Source organism: Ochrobactrum sp. C6C9 (genome assembly GCF_022627935.1).
Classification (GTDB): Bacteria; Pseudomonadota; Alphaproteobacteria; order Rhizobiales; family Rhizobiaceae; genus Brucella; species Brucella teleogrylli.
In genome coordinates, this window is sequence record NZ_JABXGB010000014.1 from 107,193 (window position 1) to 125,078 (window position 17,886).

Sequence of the window (17,886 nt, forward strand, 5' to 3'; positions counted from 1 at the left end):
TTTCTGCGACCTTATTTCGAGCGTCTTGCCTTCGCCGCTGCTGGTTTGGGACTGTCGGCGGCAATGGGCTTGTCCTTCTGTTCTTCGGCCAGCAGCGACCATGCGGCAATAAACATGGCGGCGATCAACGGCCCGATGACAAAGCCGTTAATGCCGACCAGTGAAATGCCGCCAACCGTCGAGATCAGCACCACATAGTCCGGCATGCGCGTGCCCTTGCCGACCAGCGGTGGGCGCAGCAGATTATCCACGAGACCGATAACCAGCGTTCCGATCAGGACCAGAATGACGCCTTTGCCCCAGTCGCCGCTGACGAAGAACCATACGGCGGCAGGCACCCAGACGAGAGCTGCGCCAACCGCTGGTAGCATGGAAAAGAAGGTCATCATCACGCCCCACAGCAGGGCGGCTTCGATGCCCAGCAGCCAGAAAGCGACGCCGCCGATCAAACCCTGAATGATCGCGATGATGATATTGCCTTTGACCGTCGCACGGATAACAGCGGTGAATTTCTCCAAAAACTGGCGCGTGTAGTCATCGCTCAGCGGGATTGCCTGCCGGATTCTGCGTCCAAGATCCGCACCGTCGCGAAACAGGAAGAACAGCAGATAGAGCATGATGCCGAAGCCGATAAAAAATTGCAGCGTGTTCTGGCCAAAGCTGACCAGACGCCCAGCGAATAGCTGGCTGCCTTGTAGGATCGTCGATGAAATTCGCGAGCGCCATTCGGCGAAACTGCCAAGCTCAAAGCGCTTGAGCCAGTCTTCCAGCGAATCCGGCAGTACGGAAAGAATGCTGGTGATATAGCTGTTCAGGTCAAATTCCCGGCTGCTCAGTCGTTGGTAAAGCGAGTTTCCTTCCTGCACCAGCGAGCTGAAAATGATCAGCATTGGAATGATGACCAGACAGATACACATCAGCACCGACATGAAAGCCGCTAGATTGCGCCGTCCGCGCAGAACCCGCACGAGATATTGCTGAACCGGATAGAAGATAACGGCGAGAATGACCGCCCACAGGACTGCGGTGTAATAAGGGATGAGCAGCCAGGCGAAGGCGATCGTGACGAGCGCCAGTAGAATATAGAAGCTTACGCGCTGGACGGACATATTCACTCACCGACATTGTCTTGGGAGTAAACCCTGCCCAAAATCCGCTTTTTATTCAATAGGGTATTTCCGGCGGGGACTCGGAGACGCCAGCCGAAATGTCAAGCTGCGGCCCGGATGGAAACCGGGGCAGTTTGGGGCAGAACGCGCGCAATGGCACTGAGAAGGTCGCTTTTCGACACGACGCCGACCACAAACCTGTTCTCGTCCACGATCACCGCCACATGCGTCAGACCATCGGTCAGGACCGGAAGCAGGCCCATTGCCGCATCGTCCGGGGCAGCCGTGATCGCCGGGACCACATGATCCTTGAGGCTTTCACCGGGCTGAACCAGCTCACGCAGGCCCACCATGCCAGTCAGTCGCCCATCCGCGCCCGTCACCGGCAAGGTCAGGATGCGATGGCGCAGAAGAAGATGACGGGCCTGATCGGCGGTATCGTTTTCCCCAATGCTGATGACGTCACGAGACATGATATCGGCGCAGGTCAGATCGCCATGCGCGCGGATCGATGCCTGCAACTCAACCTGCCGCAGCAACCGGCCAAGATCGTTGCGATCAATGTCGAAACTTTCGTCCAGTGTGTTCAGCGCTTCATCGATATCCTCTTCGCGGATGCCTGCCCGCACGGAAGGGGGCAAGTCCTTGGTCGCGTGCATGCTCACCGGGGCAGCCGCCACATTATGCGGATATTTGCGCCGGGAAAGCTTGTGAAACAGGATGCCCAGCCCCACCAGCAGACATGAATTGAAGCCGACCGGCACAAGCGGGAACCACAGTCCCCAGCTGGCGACCGCCTGACCACCCAGCACAGCCGTCAGCGCAGCAGCGCCGCCGGGCGGATGCAGGCTGCGGGTGACCGACATGGCTGCGATTGCCAGCGAAACGCCAAGACCGATGGCGAGCGCCGGATCGCTGACATACTGGGCCACAATCACACCCACTAGCGCCGAAATCGTATTGCCGCCGATGATCGACCATGGCTGCGCAAGCGGACTGTTCGGCACGGCGAACAGCAGCACCGCCGAAGCGCCGATGGGTGCAACGATCAGCGGCAGATATGGCCCCTTACCCAACAAAAGCCCCGAGACGAAACCGGTGAGAGCAATGCCCACCAGCGCACCGACACAGGCAATGGCGCGTTCGCGCAGCGTTGCGCCAGCAAGCATCGGATTAAACATCCGGAATCGCCACCAAGGCGCTCCGTTATGGTCAGGAGGATTATGTCGTGTCATGTCACACTACAGCCAGAGGCGGCCTGTCTATTCCGAGCTTTCCCGGGAACTGCAACAGATCCCGCAATTCATGGAGCGTGAGTATCCTGTCTCCGGTATATGCGAACAAGAAAGCAAATCCGCATGTCTCGGATGAGAAAAGAAAATTCTTCCGCTATTGAAAGCTTAATAAGAAAATCGGCCTCACCAGCATTTCCGCACCCAATAGCATAAGCCCGACAAGAAACCAGAGGCGAAACCGTTCTGGACTTATTTTATGGCGGAAAAGCTGCCCAAGCCCCATGCCAGCCAGCGCAGGCAGGACAGCTGCGAGCGAAATCAGAAGGATATCGCCGCTATAGGCCTGATGTGAGGAGAGCCCGATCGCCAGCGCAATCGTCGATACCGTGAAGGACAATCCCAGCGCCTGCACGAGATCGTCTTTCTTCAAGCCCAGTGCCTGAAGATAGGGAACGGCTGGAATCACAAACACACCGGTCGCACCGGCAATCAGGCCGGTCAATAAACCGATCAGCGGAGACAGCCAGACTTCATGCCGCCGCGATACCTGCCACTGTCGGGCGAAAAGGGTGTATCCGGCATAAATGACCAGACTTGCGCCGAGCAGCGACGCCGTCAGGATCGTTTCACCGCCCACCAGCAGGAAGGAGCCGATCCACGTTCCAGCGATGATTGCGACCATCATCGCCCACAGGCGCAGAGCCAGCGCACGAAAACTTGGCCCGGCCAGCAGCTGCCAAACATTGGTAATGAATGACGGAACAATCAGCAGGCTCGCGGCAGTGAGCGGCGAGATCAACGCCCCCAATACACCCATGGCGACAGTCGGCAACCCCATGCCGGTCAGGCCTTTGACGAAGCCTGCGCCGAGGAAAGTAAGCGTAATCGTGACGAGAAGTGCGACGGATTGGGTCATGCTTCCGCTATAGAGAATTCCCCATTTTGCGAAATGCGGAAGTTCCATATTCTGCCTTCGGCTTTACCGAAGGCAGAATATAAGCGATAAATATGCATGCGTTTTGACCTCACAGACCTTCGCCTTTTCATCGCCGTTGCCGACGCCGGAAGTATTACGCATGGCGCAACGGAAGTGGGGCTCGCCCTGCCCTCGGCCAGCGAACGCCTGCGTGACATGGAAGCCATTGGCGAGGTCAAGCTTCTCGAACGCGGCAGACGCGGCGTCACCCTCACTGCGGCGGGTGAAGCGCTTGCCCATCATGCGCGCCTCGTGCTGCGCCAGATGACCGACATGCATGCGGACCTCATCACCCATGCCAAAGGCATGCGCTCAACCGTGCGCGTGGCAGCCAACACAGCCGCTGTGACCGAGTATCTTCCCATGCGGCTCGCGCAGTTCATGGCAGACAATCCACAGATCGACGTCGAACTGAAAGAACGGCAGAGCGCGGAAATCGCAAGGTCCGTTGCGAGCGGCTTTGTCGAGATCGGCATATTGTCCAACGCGGTCGATACCGGTGGTCTGGTTCTCATCCCCTTCACCATCGACCGGCTGGTTCTCATCACCGGGCAGCAGCACTCCCTTGCCGCCAGAAAATCGACGTGTCTTGCCGATGTCCTGCATGAACCGTTCATTGGCCTCTATTCCGGCGCGCTCTACGATCACATCGAAGCGCATGCGGCACGCCTTGGCGTCAAGCTGAAGATGCGCACGCGACTGCGCACATTCGAGAGCATTTGCCCCATGGTCGCCGCTGGCGTCGGCCTGGCGATCATCCCGGAACTGGTCGCTCATCGCATGATGACAACGACGAGCATCGTGCCGATTGCGCTGACGGACACTTGGGCCACACGGCATTTGTCGCTTTGCATACGCGCGCCGGACGAACTGACATCATCAGCCCGCGCGCTGATCGAACATCTTTCGGCAGAAACTCTGGTAGCGCTTCCCACGATTCAATCTTAACCGGAACGCTCTAGAAAACTTGCGGAGGCCCATCCTCTTGTCTATCACACGGCATCGAAGAACATGTTGTTGGGAAGCCGATGGCCACGCAGGACGAAGCAATCATCAGAACGGTTGGCGTTTCCGTCAGTTTTGACGGCGCGATGGCTCTGAATTCGGTCGATGCCTCGGTTCAATCCGGGCGGATAACGGTCATTTGCGGGGCCAATGGTTCGGGCAAAAGCACACTGTTGCGCAGCATGGCGCGGCTTCAGACGCCAACGAGCGGACAGGTTCTGTTTGACAGTGAAGACATCAACCGCATGAAACGGATTGATCTGGCCCGCAAGATCGCCGTGCTGGGGCAGATGCCGGAAATTCCCGCTGGCCTGACCGTCGAAGAACTGGTCGAAAACGGACGTCACCCGCATCGAGGTCTGTTTTCCCGACTGGGCAATCATGACCGAAAGGCAATCGAACGCGCCATCACGCAAACCGGCCTGCAAGCCCTGCGTCATCGTCAGGTGGCTTCGCTATCTGGCGGCGAACGTCAGCGCGCATGGGTTGCGCTGGCGCTGGCGCAGGAACCATCCGCCCTGTTTCTCGATGAGCCGACGAATTTTCTCGATATCCGCCATCAGGCCGAGTTGCTGACATTGCTCAAGCAATTGAACCGCGATCATGGGCTGACCATCGTTGCTGTTCTGCACGACCTCAATCAGGTGCTGGAACTGGCCGACGACGTTATCCTGATGCGTAAAGGCCGCTTGATGGCTTCTGGCTCTCCTGAAGAGGTATTCACAACGGAACGCCTCCGAGAAGCTTTCGATTTCGATATCGAAGTGACCGCGCACCCGGTTCTGCCGATCCCTTTCTGCATGCCACGCTGGGTCAACCATGTATACAACAAGCCATCTGCCGGAAATCAGCAGAACGAGCGGAGCGCGGAATGACCGCGCAGCCTCTGATCACAAGCCAAACTCAACCGGCAAGTTTCACAATTGGAATTGTCGTTCTGGCAATCCTGCTGCTGATCGCGCTGACGGCCGCCGAACTCGTCATCGGCAGTGGAAATGTCGCGCTACAGGACGTTTTGCAGTCGCCGTCGCGGCCGCAAACGCTGGCGCAGATTATCATCGAAACCATTCGCCTGCCCCGCGCAATCGCTGCCATATTGGTCGGCGCAGCGCTTGCCGCCGCTGGCACGGTGATGCAGACCATTTTGCGCAACCCGCTTGCCGCGCCAGACATTCTGGCTGTCACCAGCGGCGCGCAACTGGCCCTGGTTGTTTCCAGTCTGCTGCTTCCATTTGCCTTTCCGGGCTTCCTCGCCACGATCATCGGCGGCGCACTGGGCGGAACATTATGCCTGCTGGTCGGCGGCGGTTTGCGCGCCCAAGCGGTTCGGCTGGCACTGGCGGGCGTGGCGGTATCCCTCGCCTTCTCGGCGCTTTCTTCCGCCATCATATTGATTGCAGATGATCGCGCGTCCGGCATCATCCTGTGGTCTTCCGGCATGCTGGAACAAACAGGCTGGGCTAAAGTTGCACCGCTCGCCCCCTTTATTGTCGGAGCCATCCTGCTGCTGGTCGCCCTTGCCCGCCAGTTCGACGTCATGGCGCTCGGCAGCGACATGGCGGCAAGCCTTGGGCTTGGCAAAGCGACTGCGCTGATCGGCCTTCTGGCCACAATCGTGCTATCAGGTGCTGCCGTTACCATTGCTGGGCCTATCGGTTTCATTGGTCTCGCAGTGCCCAATCTGCTCCGCGCCACTGGCATGGTTCGGCACAAAGCGCTTTTGCCCGCAGCCTGCCTGTGGGGAGCGGTTGCGCTGCTTTCAGCCGACATTGCCGCACAATGGCTGAGCAGCGCCGGCACCATCATCCCGACCGGAATCCTCGCTGCCTGTTTCGCAGCACCGGCGCTGATCTTCGTCTTGCGTCGTATGAAAGCGGAGGCACCCGCCCACAACGCGCAGATCCTCGGGAAAACCATATTCAAGCGACCGGTCGCACTTTATGAGAGCCTTGGCATGGTTCTGTTAGCAGCTCTTCTGGCCGGGCTTCTGTTCGGCGACGGCATCGCAGGACGCGACATTGACTGGCAGGCGATACAGGCACTGCGCGCGCCACGCGTGTTGGTGGCCATGGGCGCGGGCGCTTTGCTCGCAATGGCTGGATTGTTGTTGCAAGCCGTGACGCGCAACCCGCTTTCCGGCCCGGAAACTCTGGGCCTCGCACAAGGCGCAGTACTCGCAAGCCTCGTCGCACTGCTCGGCGGCATCATTCCGGGAAGCGCGCTTTTTGCGCTCTGCTCGGCAGGCGGCGCCTGTCTTGTGGTCTTGCTTCTAAGCCTGCTCGGCAAAAACCTGTCACCGACCCGCACGGCGCTGACCGGACTTGCAGTGGCAGCCAGCCTTTCAGCGTTGAGCACGATTGTGGTGATTGAGGCAAAGCTTCAGATTGCCGAAGCACTTGCCTGGCTCGCAGGCTCCACCCATGGGCGCAACTGGCAGGATGTGGCGGCGCTTGCCCCCTGGCTTCTGCTGATCGCTATCGCACTTGCATTCGCGAAACGCCTCGACATTCTGGCGCTCGGTCGCGATGCGGCGGAATCTCTTGGCGTGGATACGGCCATGACCCGCTTATGGCTACTACTACTGTCAGCCCTTTCTGTGGCAGGCGCGGTGTCCGCCGTGGGCGCAATTGGCTTCGTGGGATTGATCGCGCCGCATGCAGCGCGCCTTTGTTGCGGGGCGCGCTACCGACATCAGTTGCCAGTGACAGCGTTGATCGGCGCAATATTGACCGTTCTGGCTGATACGCTGGGCCGCGCGATCTTCGCTCCGCAGGAAATCCCGGCGGGCATCGTGACGGCCTTCATTGGTACGCCACTCTTCATTCTGCTGATGCGCAGACAATCGCGCTGATTGCCAATCTCACAATAAAACCTCGATGAGAAGCGCCGGATTCGAGGGAGAACCAACACTGCTCACCGAGTGAGGACGGCGCTAACCGTCCTGTTTGACGCATCCGCGAATTACCGAGCGGCCATCACACCAGCGATAAGACCGGTTGCCGCGGTAATCAGAAGATACTGATTATCGACCTTCACCCAACGCTGCCCCTTGCCCGGTGCACGAAGCCCATAACGCTTGTAATCCTTGACTTCGCTTTGACGCGAACCATTGAAGCGCTGCCCTTTAGACCAGCCCTTTGCGGACTGTTTCTTGTTCTGCACCTGGTGCACTGCTGGTTTGCGCTGCGGCTGGTTGTCACGAGCTTGCGCCAACGGCGCGCCAATGAACGAAAGAGCAATCGCCGCGAGTAGAATTTTCTTGAACATGTTATTCTCCTTTCGTTATGAACTCACGCTACCCAACCCGCTATGAACAATAAATGAATTAAAACGAGAATAATCATTAAATAAAATCAATGTTATTATTGATTTTTCAATTCCATATTATTTCTTATTATTTGTAATTTAATAGGTATAAACTTGATAAGTTAAATTATAAATTCAAACTATTTAAATGATTTTCTTATTATTGTATATTTAATAAAGTATAATATTCTATATATTGAGAACGATCGATCACGCCAAGCGCAGGCTTGGAAAGCCAAAACCGTCGCCGGTTTTGACGGCACCATCGAAAACAAAAAGGGAAATAATGGCGGAGGGGGTGTCACTCGATCTCTTTTGGCTATCTAATTGAAAAACAACCGTTAAAAAACGAGCCATTTTTAAGGATATGCACAATAATATACACAAAATATCTGTTCCGCTCAGCCCTAATTCGCGGACACGTCAACCTACCACAAATGACAGGAACCCTCCAGCACCGGCTTAGAATGCGGTAACTTTCCTTTCGGATTCAAAGCATGTTCCTAGTATCATCAGGTCAGTTGTGGACCAAAACTGGCGGATGTTGGAACAGTGGCTGTTCACATCATCGGTGGATTACTACCCAAGCGAGTTGACTGCGATATTTTTTTCGACCACAAATGAGGCGGAAAAAATTATCGCGGAGAAACGCATGCTTCCCGAACGAATCTATTCTGACCCAGTCGACGTAGATGCTCGCTTGCAACAATTCAGCTTCAACCGAAGCGAGCTACTCCAAGTCGCCTTCAAAACAATTGCCGAGCGGGCAAATACCATCGACGGCATCGATGTAGCGACCGCCCGGGGTACGCTGTCATATATTCACGGCAACAGGCATCTCCGGCTTTTGGCGATTTCCAAGGGTTATGAAATAAAACGGGACAAGAATATAGAGCTTTCCAGAAACCCGGTCACGGGCGCTATGGTCACATATCAAAATGTTGATCAAGCATGCACATCTCGTTGGCCAAAAGCTATTTCAGCCAAAAAAACAGGATCTGCACATTTTATCGACCTTGCACAAGGAGCCTTGTTCACCGAAAAGGAAGCGCCGAACGCGGTGGACCTGGCGTCCGTACAGCATTTGAATTCCACCGCTTGGTATTTTTGTATGTCGTTCGATGAGGAAACCTTCAGCGCAGAACTATCGCTTCCTGCAAAGATAAAAAATAACAATTTTCATGGATTCTATGAACGCATTTTTATTGCTTACAAGCAAGAATGGGCGCGTCGCTCGGAGGCCGCGAGTGACGACGAATTCACGGATATAATTCCGATAATCCACCGTAAGTAAAAGAAAATGTTCAACATTCAAAGGTTGGAATTGGCACGGAAACGCCGCCGATTCACGTCCAAACTTCTCGCCGAAAGGGCAGGAATTGCTCCTGTCACTCTTTCGCGCGTCCTAAACGGAAAGCAAGATCCCGACGAAGACACAATTGCCAGACTCGTCAAGGCGCTCGACTTCCCGCTTGAGTTCTTCCAAAAAGACGACACAGATGAAGTAGATGCGGAATCTGCAAGTTTCCGTAGCTTAAGTGCCATGACTGCCAGAGAGCGCGACGCTGCCCTGTCTGCCGGCTCCCTCGCCTTCGAAGTCGCGGATTGGCTGAATAGAAATTACCAACTTCCCGATCCCGATCTTTTAGATTTTGATCAAGATCGGGATCCCGCATCAGCAGCGCGCACGCTACGCCAACATTGGGGCCTTGGCGAAAAACCCATTGGGCATTTATTAAACGTGTTGGAAGCAAAAGGTGTGCGGATTTTCTCACTCTCTGAAGCGACCAAAAACGTCGACGCTTTTTCTCTCTGGCGCAATGATGAACCATTCATATTCTTGAACACATTCAAATCTGCAGAACGAAGCCGTTTCGACGCAGCTCATGAATTGGGCCACTTAGTGTTGCACAAGCATGGCGGCCCCGCGCATCGATCCGCCGAACTGGAGGCGAATGCATTCGCCAGCGCGTTTCTGATGCCTGAAGATGATGTTCGGGCGAGAATTCCGTTCGCCGCAACGTTGCAGACGATCATAGAAGAAAAAAGGCGATGGCGTGTCTCTGCCGCCGCGCTTTGCTATCGATTAAACAAGCTTGGCATCATCACTGAATGGCAAAATAGAACCTTTAATATACAATTAAATCAACGCTATAGCAAAAGTGAACCCAACGGGATTGAGCGAGAGAAATCTGCCATCTGGAAAATGGTGTTCGATGATCTGTGGTCGCAGCGCAAATCAAGGTCTAGAATTGCATCAGATCTCCACTTACCGGATTCAGAACTTGAGAACCTTGTATTTGGCCTAGCGGCAGACCCCGGCACACTTGCTGAGGCTGAAGGCAAACGAGGATTGCACCTTGTGAAATAGCGAACTTCCATTGCTGCGACAAATAGTAATAAACTCCGGACTCGGATCCTTGATCGCACACATTCGAGTCCCGGAGGCTCTACGAAATTCTATCGTTTTCAATCGCTTGAAAAAAGTCGCAAAGAAAAGCATGCGTTATAAATTAACTCTCGCTGACAGCTATCAAACGACACGCAATTTCACGCGCTCCCCAACGTAAAGAAAACGCATCTGATACATCAAACCAACCTTCGTTGTTCTCAGAACCGTGGTTTTCTCCCATACATGAGCATTGACATTCATGGCCACGCGCCGACCTACAGGAAGGCGAACAAACTTCATGCTCCCTAAATGGTTGGACGACATAAACTTTACCGTAACGATTCAAACATCGGTCGACAAAATCGTTGAACCAAGCTTGTGGTAACTCCCACTGCTTCCTTTCTTTCAACCAAACAGGTGATGTTCGCTTGCCTGCTTGGAGCCAATTCCTGTTGTCAGCAGAATATGGAACACGAACATACAGTTTATGCCCCTTTCCAAATCGCAAGGCTACAGGAACTCCTTTTTGGCTAAGCACCCAATCCAGCTTCGCTTTGTTCTGTTCCCACATCCCTTTCGCCCTCCAGAACAGTCTCGGGAACCCCGTCCAACTCCACATTCCAATCTTTTTCTTTAGAGGCTACTATTTCATCTACAAGCAATGAATTGATTTCGGATTCAATTGTCAAATATTCTGGCACTAAAAACGAGAATATTGGACGCGGAAAGCCATCGCGATACCTTGAAAAAGCTCTATCTGCTTTACGTTTTTGTCGAGAGAACAACTCCCGGTAACGGGTAGGAGTTATCCCGAAGAACGGGATAAAGTTTACAGAAGGAAAGCGATCGTAAGAACCTCTAGACATCCCCTCAATTTTAACAGAGTCCGAGTGAAGATCTGAAGTTAAACTCTTCGGATAAGGTTCTAGAAAAACAACTTTTGTCAACCCACTAGCGACGATATGCTTCGAACACATATGACAAGGAAAAGTCGTACAATACAACGTTCCCCCGGCAACAGATATTCCAAGTCTCGCGGCATCCGAAAGAGCGGACATTTCGGCATGGACTATGCGTCCATACTCAAGAGCATCCATGAACTGGGAGTCGGCAAGGCTTTTTAATTCTTTGTCTGTTAGTTTTGGATCCGCTCCACGAAGAATTTCTATTATTTCTTGCAGAATTTCCTCTTTGCGGGCATCATTGCTATCGCGACTTAGAGTATATTCTCTTGCATCAAACCCCTCATCGCACCAATAAGAGCCACCATTGGCCTTCGGCACTTCGTTCGCGCCTAGTGTTGCAATTTCGCCAGTCGGACGAAATATTGCCGCACCAACCTGACGGGAGAGGTCTAAACTTCGAAGCGCCGCAGAATGTGCCAAATACATTCCATACTCAAGTCTTGTCGGAGAATAACCGTTATATCCAAATAATAACTCTACAAATCTCTTAATTTGGTTAGAAAGTTTATTCTGCTCATCCGTTCGATCAATATTTAAAACAACATCAGCATATTGGAAAATCTTTCCAACCTTTTGACCAAATTTATCCGGCTCATTCTCATCTTTTGATACAACGTGCTCAGCTTTCTCCCGATAGTTAATTCTATCGGCTTTTCTGTCATCGTGCGCCATTTCTCTTGAGAGATTATCGACACGGATGTCTCGAGCTGAATAAACAGAAACCTGAAAGAAAGACTTATCATAAATTTGTCGAAGAAGCTTGATTTCCGCTTCCGTTTTTAACTGGTCGATAATATATACAACGCCCTTTTTATCAGTGGACCGGCGTCCATATCCCTGCGTTCTAACTTTGTCTCTTTCATCTGTGATCATCGAAATAGCAACACGAGAGAGAATATCGAGATTAATATTCTCTCGAAGCCGGTTTCCGAACTTTATATATGAATTAATCCTCTTGAACTTGCTACTCTCATCCAGACCTTGATATGAAAATTCGGCAGCCAAATCTGGAAATGCTTTGGTAATTTTTATATGGTGTGATTCATAGCCTATCTTTTTGAACCGGGAACGAAGCTCTTCCACGACCGTTTTTATGTCAGTGCCAACTGGCGACACAATGCCGATTATAATGTCCGGATATTTTATCTCTGTACCTTGGGAGGAAACCGTGGCCTTATTGTCAGACATTTGCTAGCACACCGCCATCTGAATTGAGTCGCTCTATTAAGCTAATTAAGGGGTCAAAATGTCGAACAAGCAAGCACAGCGCGAACCCGACACACAGAAACAACCAGTTAGGTTCTCTGCACAGCTCTCAACATTAGCCGAACGATCTAAAGAGGCATATCAAGAAGCCCTTGAGGATTTTAGAAATGCTCAAACCGTTGGATCCCCCAATTATTTCATGGGAAATGATTAACAAAAAACCCCGCCTCTGCGGGGTTTTTTGTTGCCCAGACGTGAGAGTCCCGGAGGGACTACGGATTTCTGGACTTTTCAAGGGCTTGCAAAAAAGTGGGACTGGAACCAGTCCCTTATTTTCATTATGCTTTTTATGCGGCCTGCCCCACTGCGGAACGATTCCATCGCGCTGGAGTTTTGATAGCGCAAGAGCACAACTCAGCGCCAGCACACGACAATCGGCCATACCCTCGCTGTCACGGCCCCGTCTTGCAAATAGGGCGGGGCTTTTTCTTGCAGAGCATTGTTCGCCGGGTCGTACGAAGCTCGGCGAATAAAGTGCTGGGCGGACCCGCACACCTTGCCCAGTACGGCCCCGGGGCAGTTTCAACTGCGCCGGGGCTTTTGCGTATTAATCGGCCCACACCATTTCTGGTTCTCTTTGCCATTGCCGGCTGCCTATCGCGCCCTATTATCTTTTTGGCGGGTAGCTTTCCAATCCGATGGCAACCTAATCCCGTACCCCGGTCTTTGCACGCACACTGACCGGGGTTTTCTTTTACTGTGAGTAATCAAAGAATTTTCACTTGCGTTAAGAACGGCGACGGCCCGATCTTAATTGCAAAACCCCGGCGCCGGGAGAGCGCCGGGGTTTCCTATTTCCGAACCAATGCGACAAATAAAGCACCCGATGCCGGAGCTCAAAATATCACTTGAAATCTGACGAAACTGAGCGCTGTGGTTATATAGAAGGAGCCACCGATGCCGTTCAGATCCGCAGATTATCAGGGTACATACAACCCGACCGAATTGGAACTTCTACAGCAAGCATATACCCGGTGCTGCGATCTCCTCGAACGATGCCCCTCCACTCATGAGGACAAGGATCGTTTGGCCCGTATCGTGATGAGGATTTTCGAAGAATGCAACCACGATCCTGAATTGACGGCAATGCGCGCGGCTGAGCTTGCTAAACTTTTCGACTGATTGCTTGTGCTTGACCACCAAGATCTAGTTCACATAGAATTATCAATTGCGCAGGCTTTTCAGACCGATGAAAACCCAACCTGCGTGACCCTGGCATGGCCGTCCTCCTTGCGGGGTTTACTTTTTTGTTAACGATGGCGAAACTTCGCAAAGAGAGATGAGTCAGAATAAAAACTAGGATGCCACATGCCCAAGCGGATAATTCCCCCTCGCGAGATTGGAGATTATCAAGACCGCGGCGCTGACTGCCAAGATGCAGTTGTTGACGACGTGATCGAATTGATTGAAAGAGCCCAAAAAGCTGGCTGGAGTGGCATGGAGGCAGCGGTAGCTGTCGGAATAATCGCCAGAGGACTTGTAAGGGATCACATGACCGTCGTCATAGATAACGAAAAGCCGTGACCCAATCTGGCATCTAGGTTTACTTTTCTGACCAAATGGGTAAAATTTCACCGTCCCTTTTGGGAGGGGCCAGTCGCTTAACCCCGCGCGATATACGTTGCGGGGTTCTTTTTGGTTAAAGATCCTTCCCTTGAGATCGGGCAGAGTGAACGCCAGCTACAAGCGCTGCCCCCACCTCCCTAGCCCAAGCCTGCAGGATCAGGTTCGCCTGCATTGACGATAGCTTCTTTTCCTGCCCGTTGATGGTGACAAATATGTCCGCCCCTCGCCGCTCTGGATAAAAGTCACGAACCGATTGAGGGGTCATGTCTTTTTGTCCTGCGCTAACACGGCAAGCACCTGGTCAAGACGCGTATTGGTGCCCTTTAAGCCTTCGCGGGTTTCGTCGCGCATTTCCTTCATACCGTCGCGAAGCTGCTTTACATGATCATCAAGATCAACTCGGCGGACATATTCGTCACGAACGCGATTGACCCGCTCGTGCAGCTGATCGTCGCCTGACTTCAACGATTCCGCCAGTCTGTCATCACCGTCTTTTATTGATGCCGACAAAGATCGGAATGCTGTGAGAAGAGCGCCGCCGAAGAAAGTCGAAAGCGCAATGGCAGTTCCGATCAACCATTGAAGATCGCCATTCATTCAAACCCCACTTTCAGACCATCATAAAAGCCCGCACACCGGTCTGTTCTGGCGTTTTGCCGATCGAGCGCCTCACGCTCGCGTTTCAGGATCGATAGCTTTTCGTGCCCCTCGACAAGCGGCGCATGCGCTTCCTTGCGTCGGCAATCTTCGGGATAGTCAGGCAAGCGTGTTCCGGCATTCACCCGCCCCTCACTTTCACCCGCTGCGATCAGCTTTCTGTCAGCGGCGCAGGAACTCAATATCGTCGTTATCAAGCAGGCAAGCGCGGCCCGCCTCAGCAAGCTTGCGTTCATAGTCGGCGATCTCCTGTTCGGTTTTTTCAGTCCGAGCCGCTTCCGCAGCCCAGACATTGCGGATCTGCTCCTGGTATGCGGTGGTCACGAATTCGCTGACCTTAAGCTGACGCTGCAGTTCATCCCGCTCGGCACGCGCTGCAGCAAGTTCGAACTGCGGCACAAGCCCTTTCTTGGCTTGCCCTTCGAATAGGAAGCCAACTGCCGGCAGATCTTTGAGAACCGGGACACCGTTGTAATAGGCCGAGCCGACGACGATCCCGGCCACCACGCCGAGACCGATCTTGAGATAGTCGAGGAGGCCGAACATCACTTTAACCCCGAGAGGCAAAGCTCCAATTCACCGATCCGTTGCGCATCGCCGTATTCACGGCGCTTTTTCAGGCCTTCGACAACCTTGCCGCCCGCCCGATTGAATAGCGTCATTGCGCTGCAGGCTGCCTGCCAGTTCTTCTCTCGCATCCTTTTCGATGCCGAAGAGGAACAAGCCGCGCCGGTGCCGATGTTGTACGAAAGGTCGAGCATCGAAGCCTGGACGCTGATCGGCGCACGATCGAAAGTGGCGATGCACTTTTGGAGCGGCTTACGGAAATCATGCTCCAGACGCGTTTCCAGCATCTTGAGGCATTGCGCGTCGGTGTAAGTGTCGCCAGGCTTCACGCCCTTGGTTTCGCCAGCACAGACCGTCCAGACACCACCCAGCTTGTCGTAATAGGCCTTGTTTTCGACGCCTTCCCACGGAACAGTGAGGTAGGCTGCGGTCATTGCAACAAGGCCGAGTCCGGACGCCAACACGCCCTTTGCACGTTTACTTTTCATCGGAGGAATCCTTTTGGGAAATGATGCGCGCCAGAAACGCCGCGATCGTCACGACGAATATCAAGAGGCGAAACCATCGGTCTGGGATGAGTGATGTGTCGGCCAAATAGGGCAACACGGCTTCGAGGCCGGTCAGGATGCCGGCAACGATCAAAAGGCGGATGCTCCACGCATAGCGAAGCACCCACCTCCAGTCGGAGACGAGTTTCATGGAAGACTCTTATGTTCTGCATCGGAAAACACACGGCGATCGGGGCTATCGGTGCGCCCGCGACATTCTGCCTGCGCAAGTTGTACGCCTACGGTGATATCACCCCTTTATACGCGGGGGTGCAGACATGAACCTATTTGATCTTGAATTGCGCGAAGTTCAGTTATTCATTGCAGCAGCAACAGCCATTTTCATTGCGGGGTATCTTGCTTGGCGTTTGCCGCGCTAGTTGACCCGCCTAAGGTAAAGCCGCCTCACGGTCGGTGCGTCGGTCGACCTTGGCTCGGAGGGGTCAACTATCAATCTGTCCCAGACGACAGAGCATCAAGCCGACGCTTTTGGTCGAGCACAATGGTGGTCAATTCCTGTACCGCTGCCGCGAGGTCTGCTGTAATGCGCGAATAATCGACCTTTTGATACACGTCTGTTATGCCCGTTTCGGTCCAGGTCGCGCCTTCGGGGCATTGCGTTTCCTTGATATTTTCAGCGACGATATTGCCATCTTCGTCTTTGGCATCACCAACGATAGCTGTCTCGTCCTTCACTCCCGAAACCGCATGTGGTGCAGCTTGTTGAAGCTCATGAGCTAAGAAGCCGTGCACAAAATCGCCGTTACCGTCTATCCATTTATGACGCACCGGACGGAAGGCCATGACGCGGAGCAACGCTGGGCCGAGCTCCTCGAAATCTTCCTCGCCAATGCTGAAAGTCACCAACGGCTCGACATCGTATTTCAATCGGTAATCCGACGATGTGAGGAATTGCACCCCGTTTGCTCCATCGCCACGAATGCCGCCTGAAAGGCCATAACCGCCCTTGTAGAAACCCATCAGGTACATGTTGGCGTCATTGTAGTAGAGCATCGCAGCGGAATGTGACCCAACAACTGCCTGCGCCTGAATTGCGGGGGAACCCGTCTCGGGTGTACTAGTCGGCATGGCGGCGCCAACATATACCTTTCCCGTCGTCTTCAGATTGCCCGTTATTCCGGTGTCGCCAGCACGATTGATGGGGGTAAATCCAAGCGAGGTAACAGCAGGCGTTGTGCTTGCAAGCATTGTTCGAGCTTGCGAAGTGAGGTCAGCGAGAGCCGCCGTATTTGTTCCCGTGAAGTAGGGAAATTTATCCGCAGCGCCAGCAAGAGCCAGCAGAGCTATAGCAGCCGCTGTAATATCAGACTGAGTTAATTCCCCCGATGCATCGGTCTTCAAAATTTTGTTCGCCGCCAGCGTCAGAGCCGCCAGCTTGCCAAGGCTTCCGTTCGGGTCTTGGACGCCCATCTGACCTTTATCAATAAGCTCATACTCACCCGTAGGCCCACCGACTGGCACCTTCCCTTCCTCGACGCCGAGTTCAGCCAAGTTCATCAAAACACCATTGCCGAGCAGTTCGATAATGGTTGCGGCTTGCGTCGATACCCGCGATCCATCGCCAAGCTGTCTGGCGCGGTATGGCCCGTCAACAATGTCGATGCCGGTCCACGGCTCTGTGAGCGTCAACTCGGTATCGCTATCGACACTGGCTATGACCGCCGTCAGGTTCTGGATTTGTAGGGTGTCGCCTTCCCGAAACCGCGTTACCTCGAACAGCGTGCCGGTTCCCGTAACGGTCACTGACCCATTGGCGAGCGAAATCGTTCCCGACATGTAGTCGGACAAAACAGCCATAGATTTTTCTCCTGAGATCAGTTCGGCGTTATGCCAAAAATGTAGTACCGGACGCCCTGAATACGGGCACCGTAATCAAGGCGCGTCCAGTCACCAGCTTGGCTGAAAGCATCAGACCAACCGCTATCTGGCGAACAGAAGAAATCGACATAGGTGTCGTTCACTTCGGCCAGCATGGAAATGTTGGAAACGTCTACCCCGCGCTCGGCACGATAGATCGGCGTCGTCACGCAGTTCGGGAACACGGTTGAATATTTCAGGTAAGGCACGAAACCAGCATTGTTGAAGTTCAGCCGATAGGTTCTCGCGCCCTTATATACCGCGTCTCCTGCCGACGAGTTGCCAAAGCTCGATATCGGGATAAAGCCCTGTGCGATGATCTGGAATTGTGGATAGCGGCTGTCGAATAAGATATCGTTCGGACGGCTTGCCGGGTCACTCGTGCCGGGTTTCTTGATTTGCACATAGTCACGCAA

18 protein-coding genes and 1 pseudogene are annotated in these 17,886 nt (G+C 53.6%); 5 read left to right on the top strand and 14 right to left on the bottom strand.

Going from position 1 to position 17,886, the window contains the following annotated elements; translation table 11 throughout:
- Positions 1 to 11: 11 nt before the first annotated feature.
- The 3 genes from HWD97_RS13320 to HWD97_RS13330 all read right to left on the bottom strand — a co-directional run bounded on the left by HWD97_RS13320 (position 12) and on the right by HWD97_RS13330 (position 3,260).
- Positions 12 to 1,109: an AI-2E family transporter gene (locus tag HWD97_RS13320; RefSeq protein WP_109367455.1), complete on the bottom strand. Its 1,098-nt coding sequence runs from the start codon at positions 1,107 to 1,109 to the stop codon at positions 12 to 14.
- A 101-nt stretch (positions 1,110 to 1,210) separates the two neighbouring features.
- Positions 1,211 to 2,344: an HPP family protein gene (locus HWD97_RS13325; protein WP_109367456.1), complete on the bottom strand. Its 1,134-nt coding sequence runs from the start codon at positions 2,342 to 2,344 to the stop codon at positions 1,211 to 1,213.
- Positions 2,345 to 2,498: 154 nt separating this feature from the next.
- A complete protein-coding gene (locus HWD97_RS13330; RefSeq protein ID WP_109367997.1) occupies positions 2,499 to 3,260 on the bottom strand; it encodes a sulfite exporter TauE/SafE family protein in 762 nt (253 codons plus the stop codon).
- Between the two features lie 96 nt (positions 3,261 to 3,356).
- Between HWD97_RS13330 and HWD97_RS13335 the strand changes: the two genes are divergently transcribed.
- The 3 genes from HWD97_RS13335 (at position 3,357) to HWD97_RS13345 (ending at position 7,176) form a co-directional block, all read left to right on the top strand.
- A complete protein-coding gene (locus HWD97_RS13335) occupies positions 3,357 to 4,268 on the top strand; it encodes a LysR family transcriptional regulator (protein WP_109367457.1) in 912 nt (303 codons plus the stop codon).
- An 80-nt stretch (positions 4,269 to 4,348) separates the two neighbouring features.
- A complete protein-coding gene (locus HWD97_RS13340; RefSeq protein WP_109367458.1) occupies positions 4,349 to 5,200 on the top strand; it encodes an ABC transporter ATP-binding protein in 852 nt (283 codons plus the stop codon).
- Positions 5,197 to 7,176: an iron ABC transporter permease gene (locus HWD97_RS13345; protein ID WP_371835106.1), complete on the top strand. Its 1,980-nt coding sequence runs from the start codon at positions 5,197 to 5,199 to the stop codon at positions 7,174 to 7,176. The genes HWD97_RS13340 and HWD97_RS13345 overlap by 4 nt, the downstream gene beginning before the upstream one ends.
- 110 nt (positions 7,177 to 7,286) lie before the next feature.
- Here the strand turns inward: HWD97_RS13345 and HWD97_RS13350 are convergent, their stop codons facing one another.
- Positions 7,287 to 7,592: an RcnB family protein gene (locus HWD97_RS13350; protein WP_109367460.1), complete on the bottom strand. Its 306-nt coding sequence runs from the start codon at positions 7,590 to 7,592 to the stop codon at positions 7,287 to 7,289.
- Positions 7,593 to 7,841: 249 nt separating this feature from the next.
- Positions 7,842 to 7,988, bottom strand: a complete 147-nt coding sequence (locus HWD97_RS13355; RefSeq protein WP_181376034.1) for a hypothetical protein — start codon at positions 7,986 to 7,988, stop codon at positions 7,842 to 7,844.
- A 184-nt stretch (positions 7,989 to 8,172) separates the two neighbouring features.
- Here HWD97_RS13355 and HWD97_RS13360 point away from each other — a divergent pair, with 184 nt between their 5' ends.
- Both HWD97_RS13360 and HWD97_RS13365 read left to right on the top strand, forming a co-directional pair.
- Complete coding sequence (locus HWD97_RS13360; protein WP_109367461.1) at positions 8,173 to 8,925, top strand: hypothetical protein; 753 nt, start codon at positions 8,173 to 8,175, stop codon at positions 8,923 to 8,925.
- Between the two features lie 6 nt (positions 8,926 to 8,931).
- Positions 8,932 to 10,002 (top strand): ImmA/IrrE family metallo-endopeptidase, encoded by a 1,071-nt coding sequence (locus HWD97_RS13365; protein WP_109367462.1) that lies wholly within the window; start codon positions 8,932 to 8,934, stop codon positions 10,000 to 10,002.
- Positions 10,003 to 10,144: 142 nt separating this feature from the next.
- Here HWD97_RS13365 and HWD97_RS13370 read toward each other — a convergent pair whose 3' ends face one another.
- The 9 genes and pseudogenes from HWD97_RS13370 to HWD97_RS13410 form a co-directional block, all read right to left on the bottom strand.
- Positions 10,145 to 10,594: a hypothetical protein gene (locus HWD97_RS13370; protein WP_371835107.1), complete on the bottom strand. Its 450-nt coding sequence runs from the start codon at positions 10,592 to 10,594 to the stop codon at positions 10,145 to 10,147.
- A complete protein-coding gene (locus HWD97_RS13375; protein WP_371835108.1) occupies positions 10,554 to 12,176 on the bottom strand; it encodes an anti-phage dCTP deaminase in 1,623 nt (540 codons plus the stop codon). Before HWD97_RS13375 ends, HWD97_RS13370 begins: the two co-directional genes overlap by 41 nt.
- A gap of 1,905 nt (positions 12,177 to 14,081) precedes the next feature.
- Positions 14,082 to 14,417, bottom strand: coding sequence for a hypothetical protein (locus HWD97_RS13380; RefSeq protein WP_109367467.1), 336 nt, complete (start codon positions 14,415 to 14,417; stop codon positions 14,082 to 14,084).
- Positions 14,414 to 14,584, bottom strand: a complete 171-nt coding sequence (locus HWD97_RS13385; RefSeq protein ID WP_371835109.1) for a hypothetical protein — start codon at positions 14,582 to 14,584, stop codon at positions 14,414 to 14,416. Before HWD97_RS13385 ends, HWD97_RS13380 begins: the two co-directional genes overlap by 4 nt.
- 55 nt (positions 14,585 to 14,639) lie before the next feature.
- Positions 14,640 to 15,026 carry a hypothetical protein gene (locus HWD97_RS13390; protein WP_371835110.1) on the bottom strand — a complete coding sequence of 129 codons (387 nt, stop codon included), beginning with the start codon at positions 15,024 to 15,026 and terminating at the stop codon, positions 14,640 to 14,642.
- Positions 15,023 to 15,532, bottom strand: coding sequence for a lysozyme (locus HWD97_RS13395; RefSeq protein WP_371835111.1), 510 nt, complete (start codon positions 15,530 to 15,532; stop codon positions 15,023 to 15,025). The genes HWD97_RS13390 and HWD97_RS13395 overlap by 4 nt, the downstream gene beginning before the upstream one ends.
- Complete coding sequence (locus tag HWD97_RS13400; protein WP_371835112.1) at positions 15,522 to 15,743, bottom strand: hypothetical protein; 222 nt, start codon at positions 15,741 to 15,743, stop codon at positions 15,522 to 15,524. Before HWD97_RS13400 ends, HWD97_RS13395 begins: the two co-directional genes overlap by 11 nt.
- 299 nt (positions 15,744 to 16,042) lie before the next feature.
- Entirely contained in the window at positions 16,043 to 17,410 is a 1,368-nt protein-coding gene (locus tag HWD97_RS13405; protein WP_371835113.1) for a tail fiber domain-containing protein, read from the bottom strand.
- Positions 17,411 to 17,427: 17 nt separating this feature from the next.
- Positions 17,428 to 17,886: pseudogene (locus HWD97_RS13410) on the bottom strand (hypothetical protein); the annotation flags it as partial.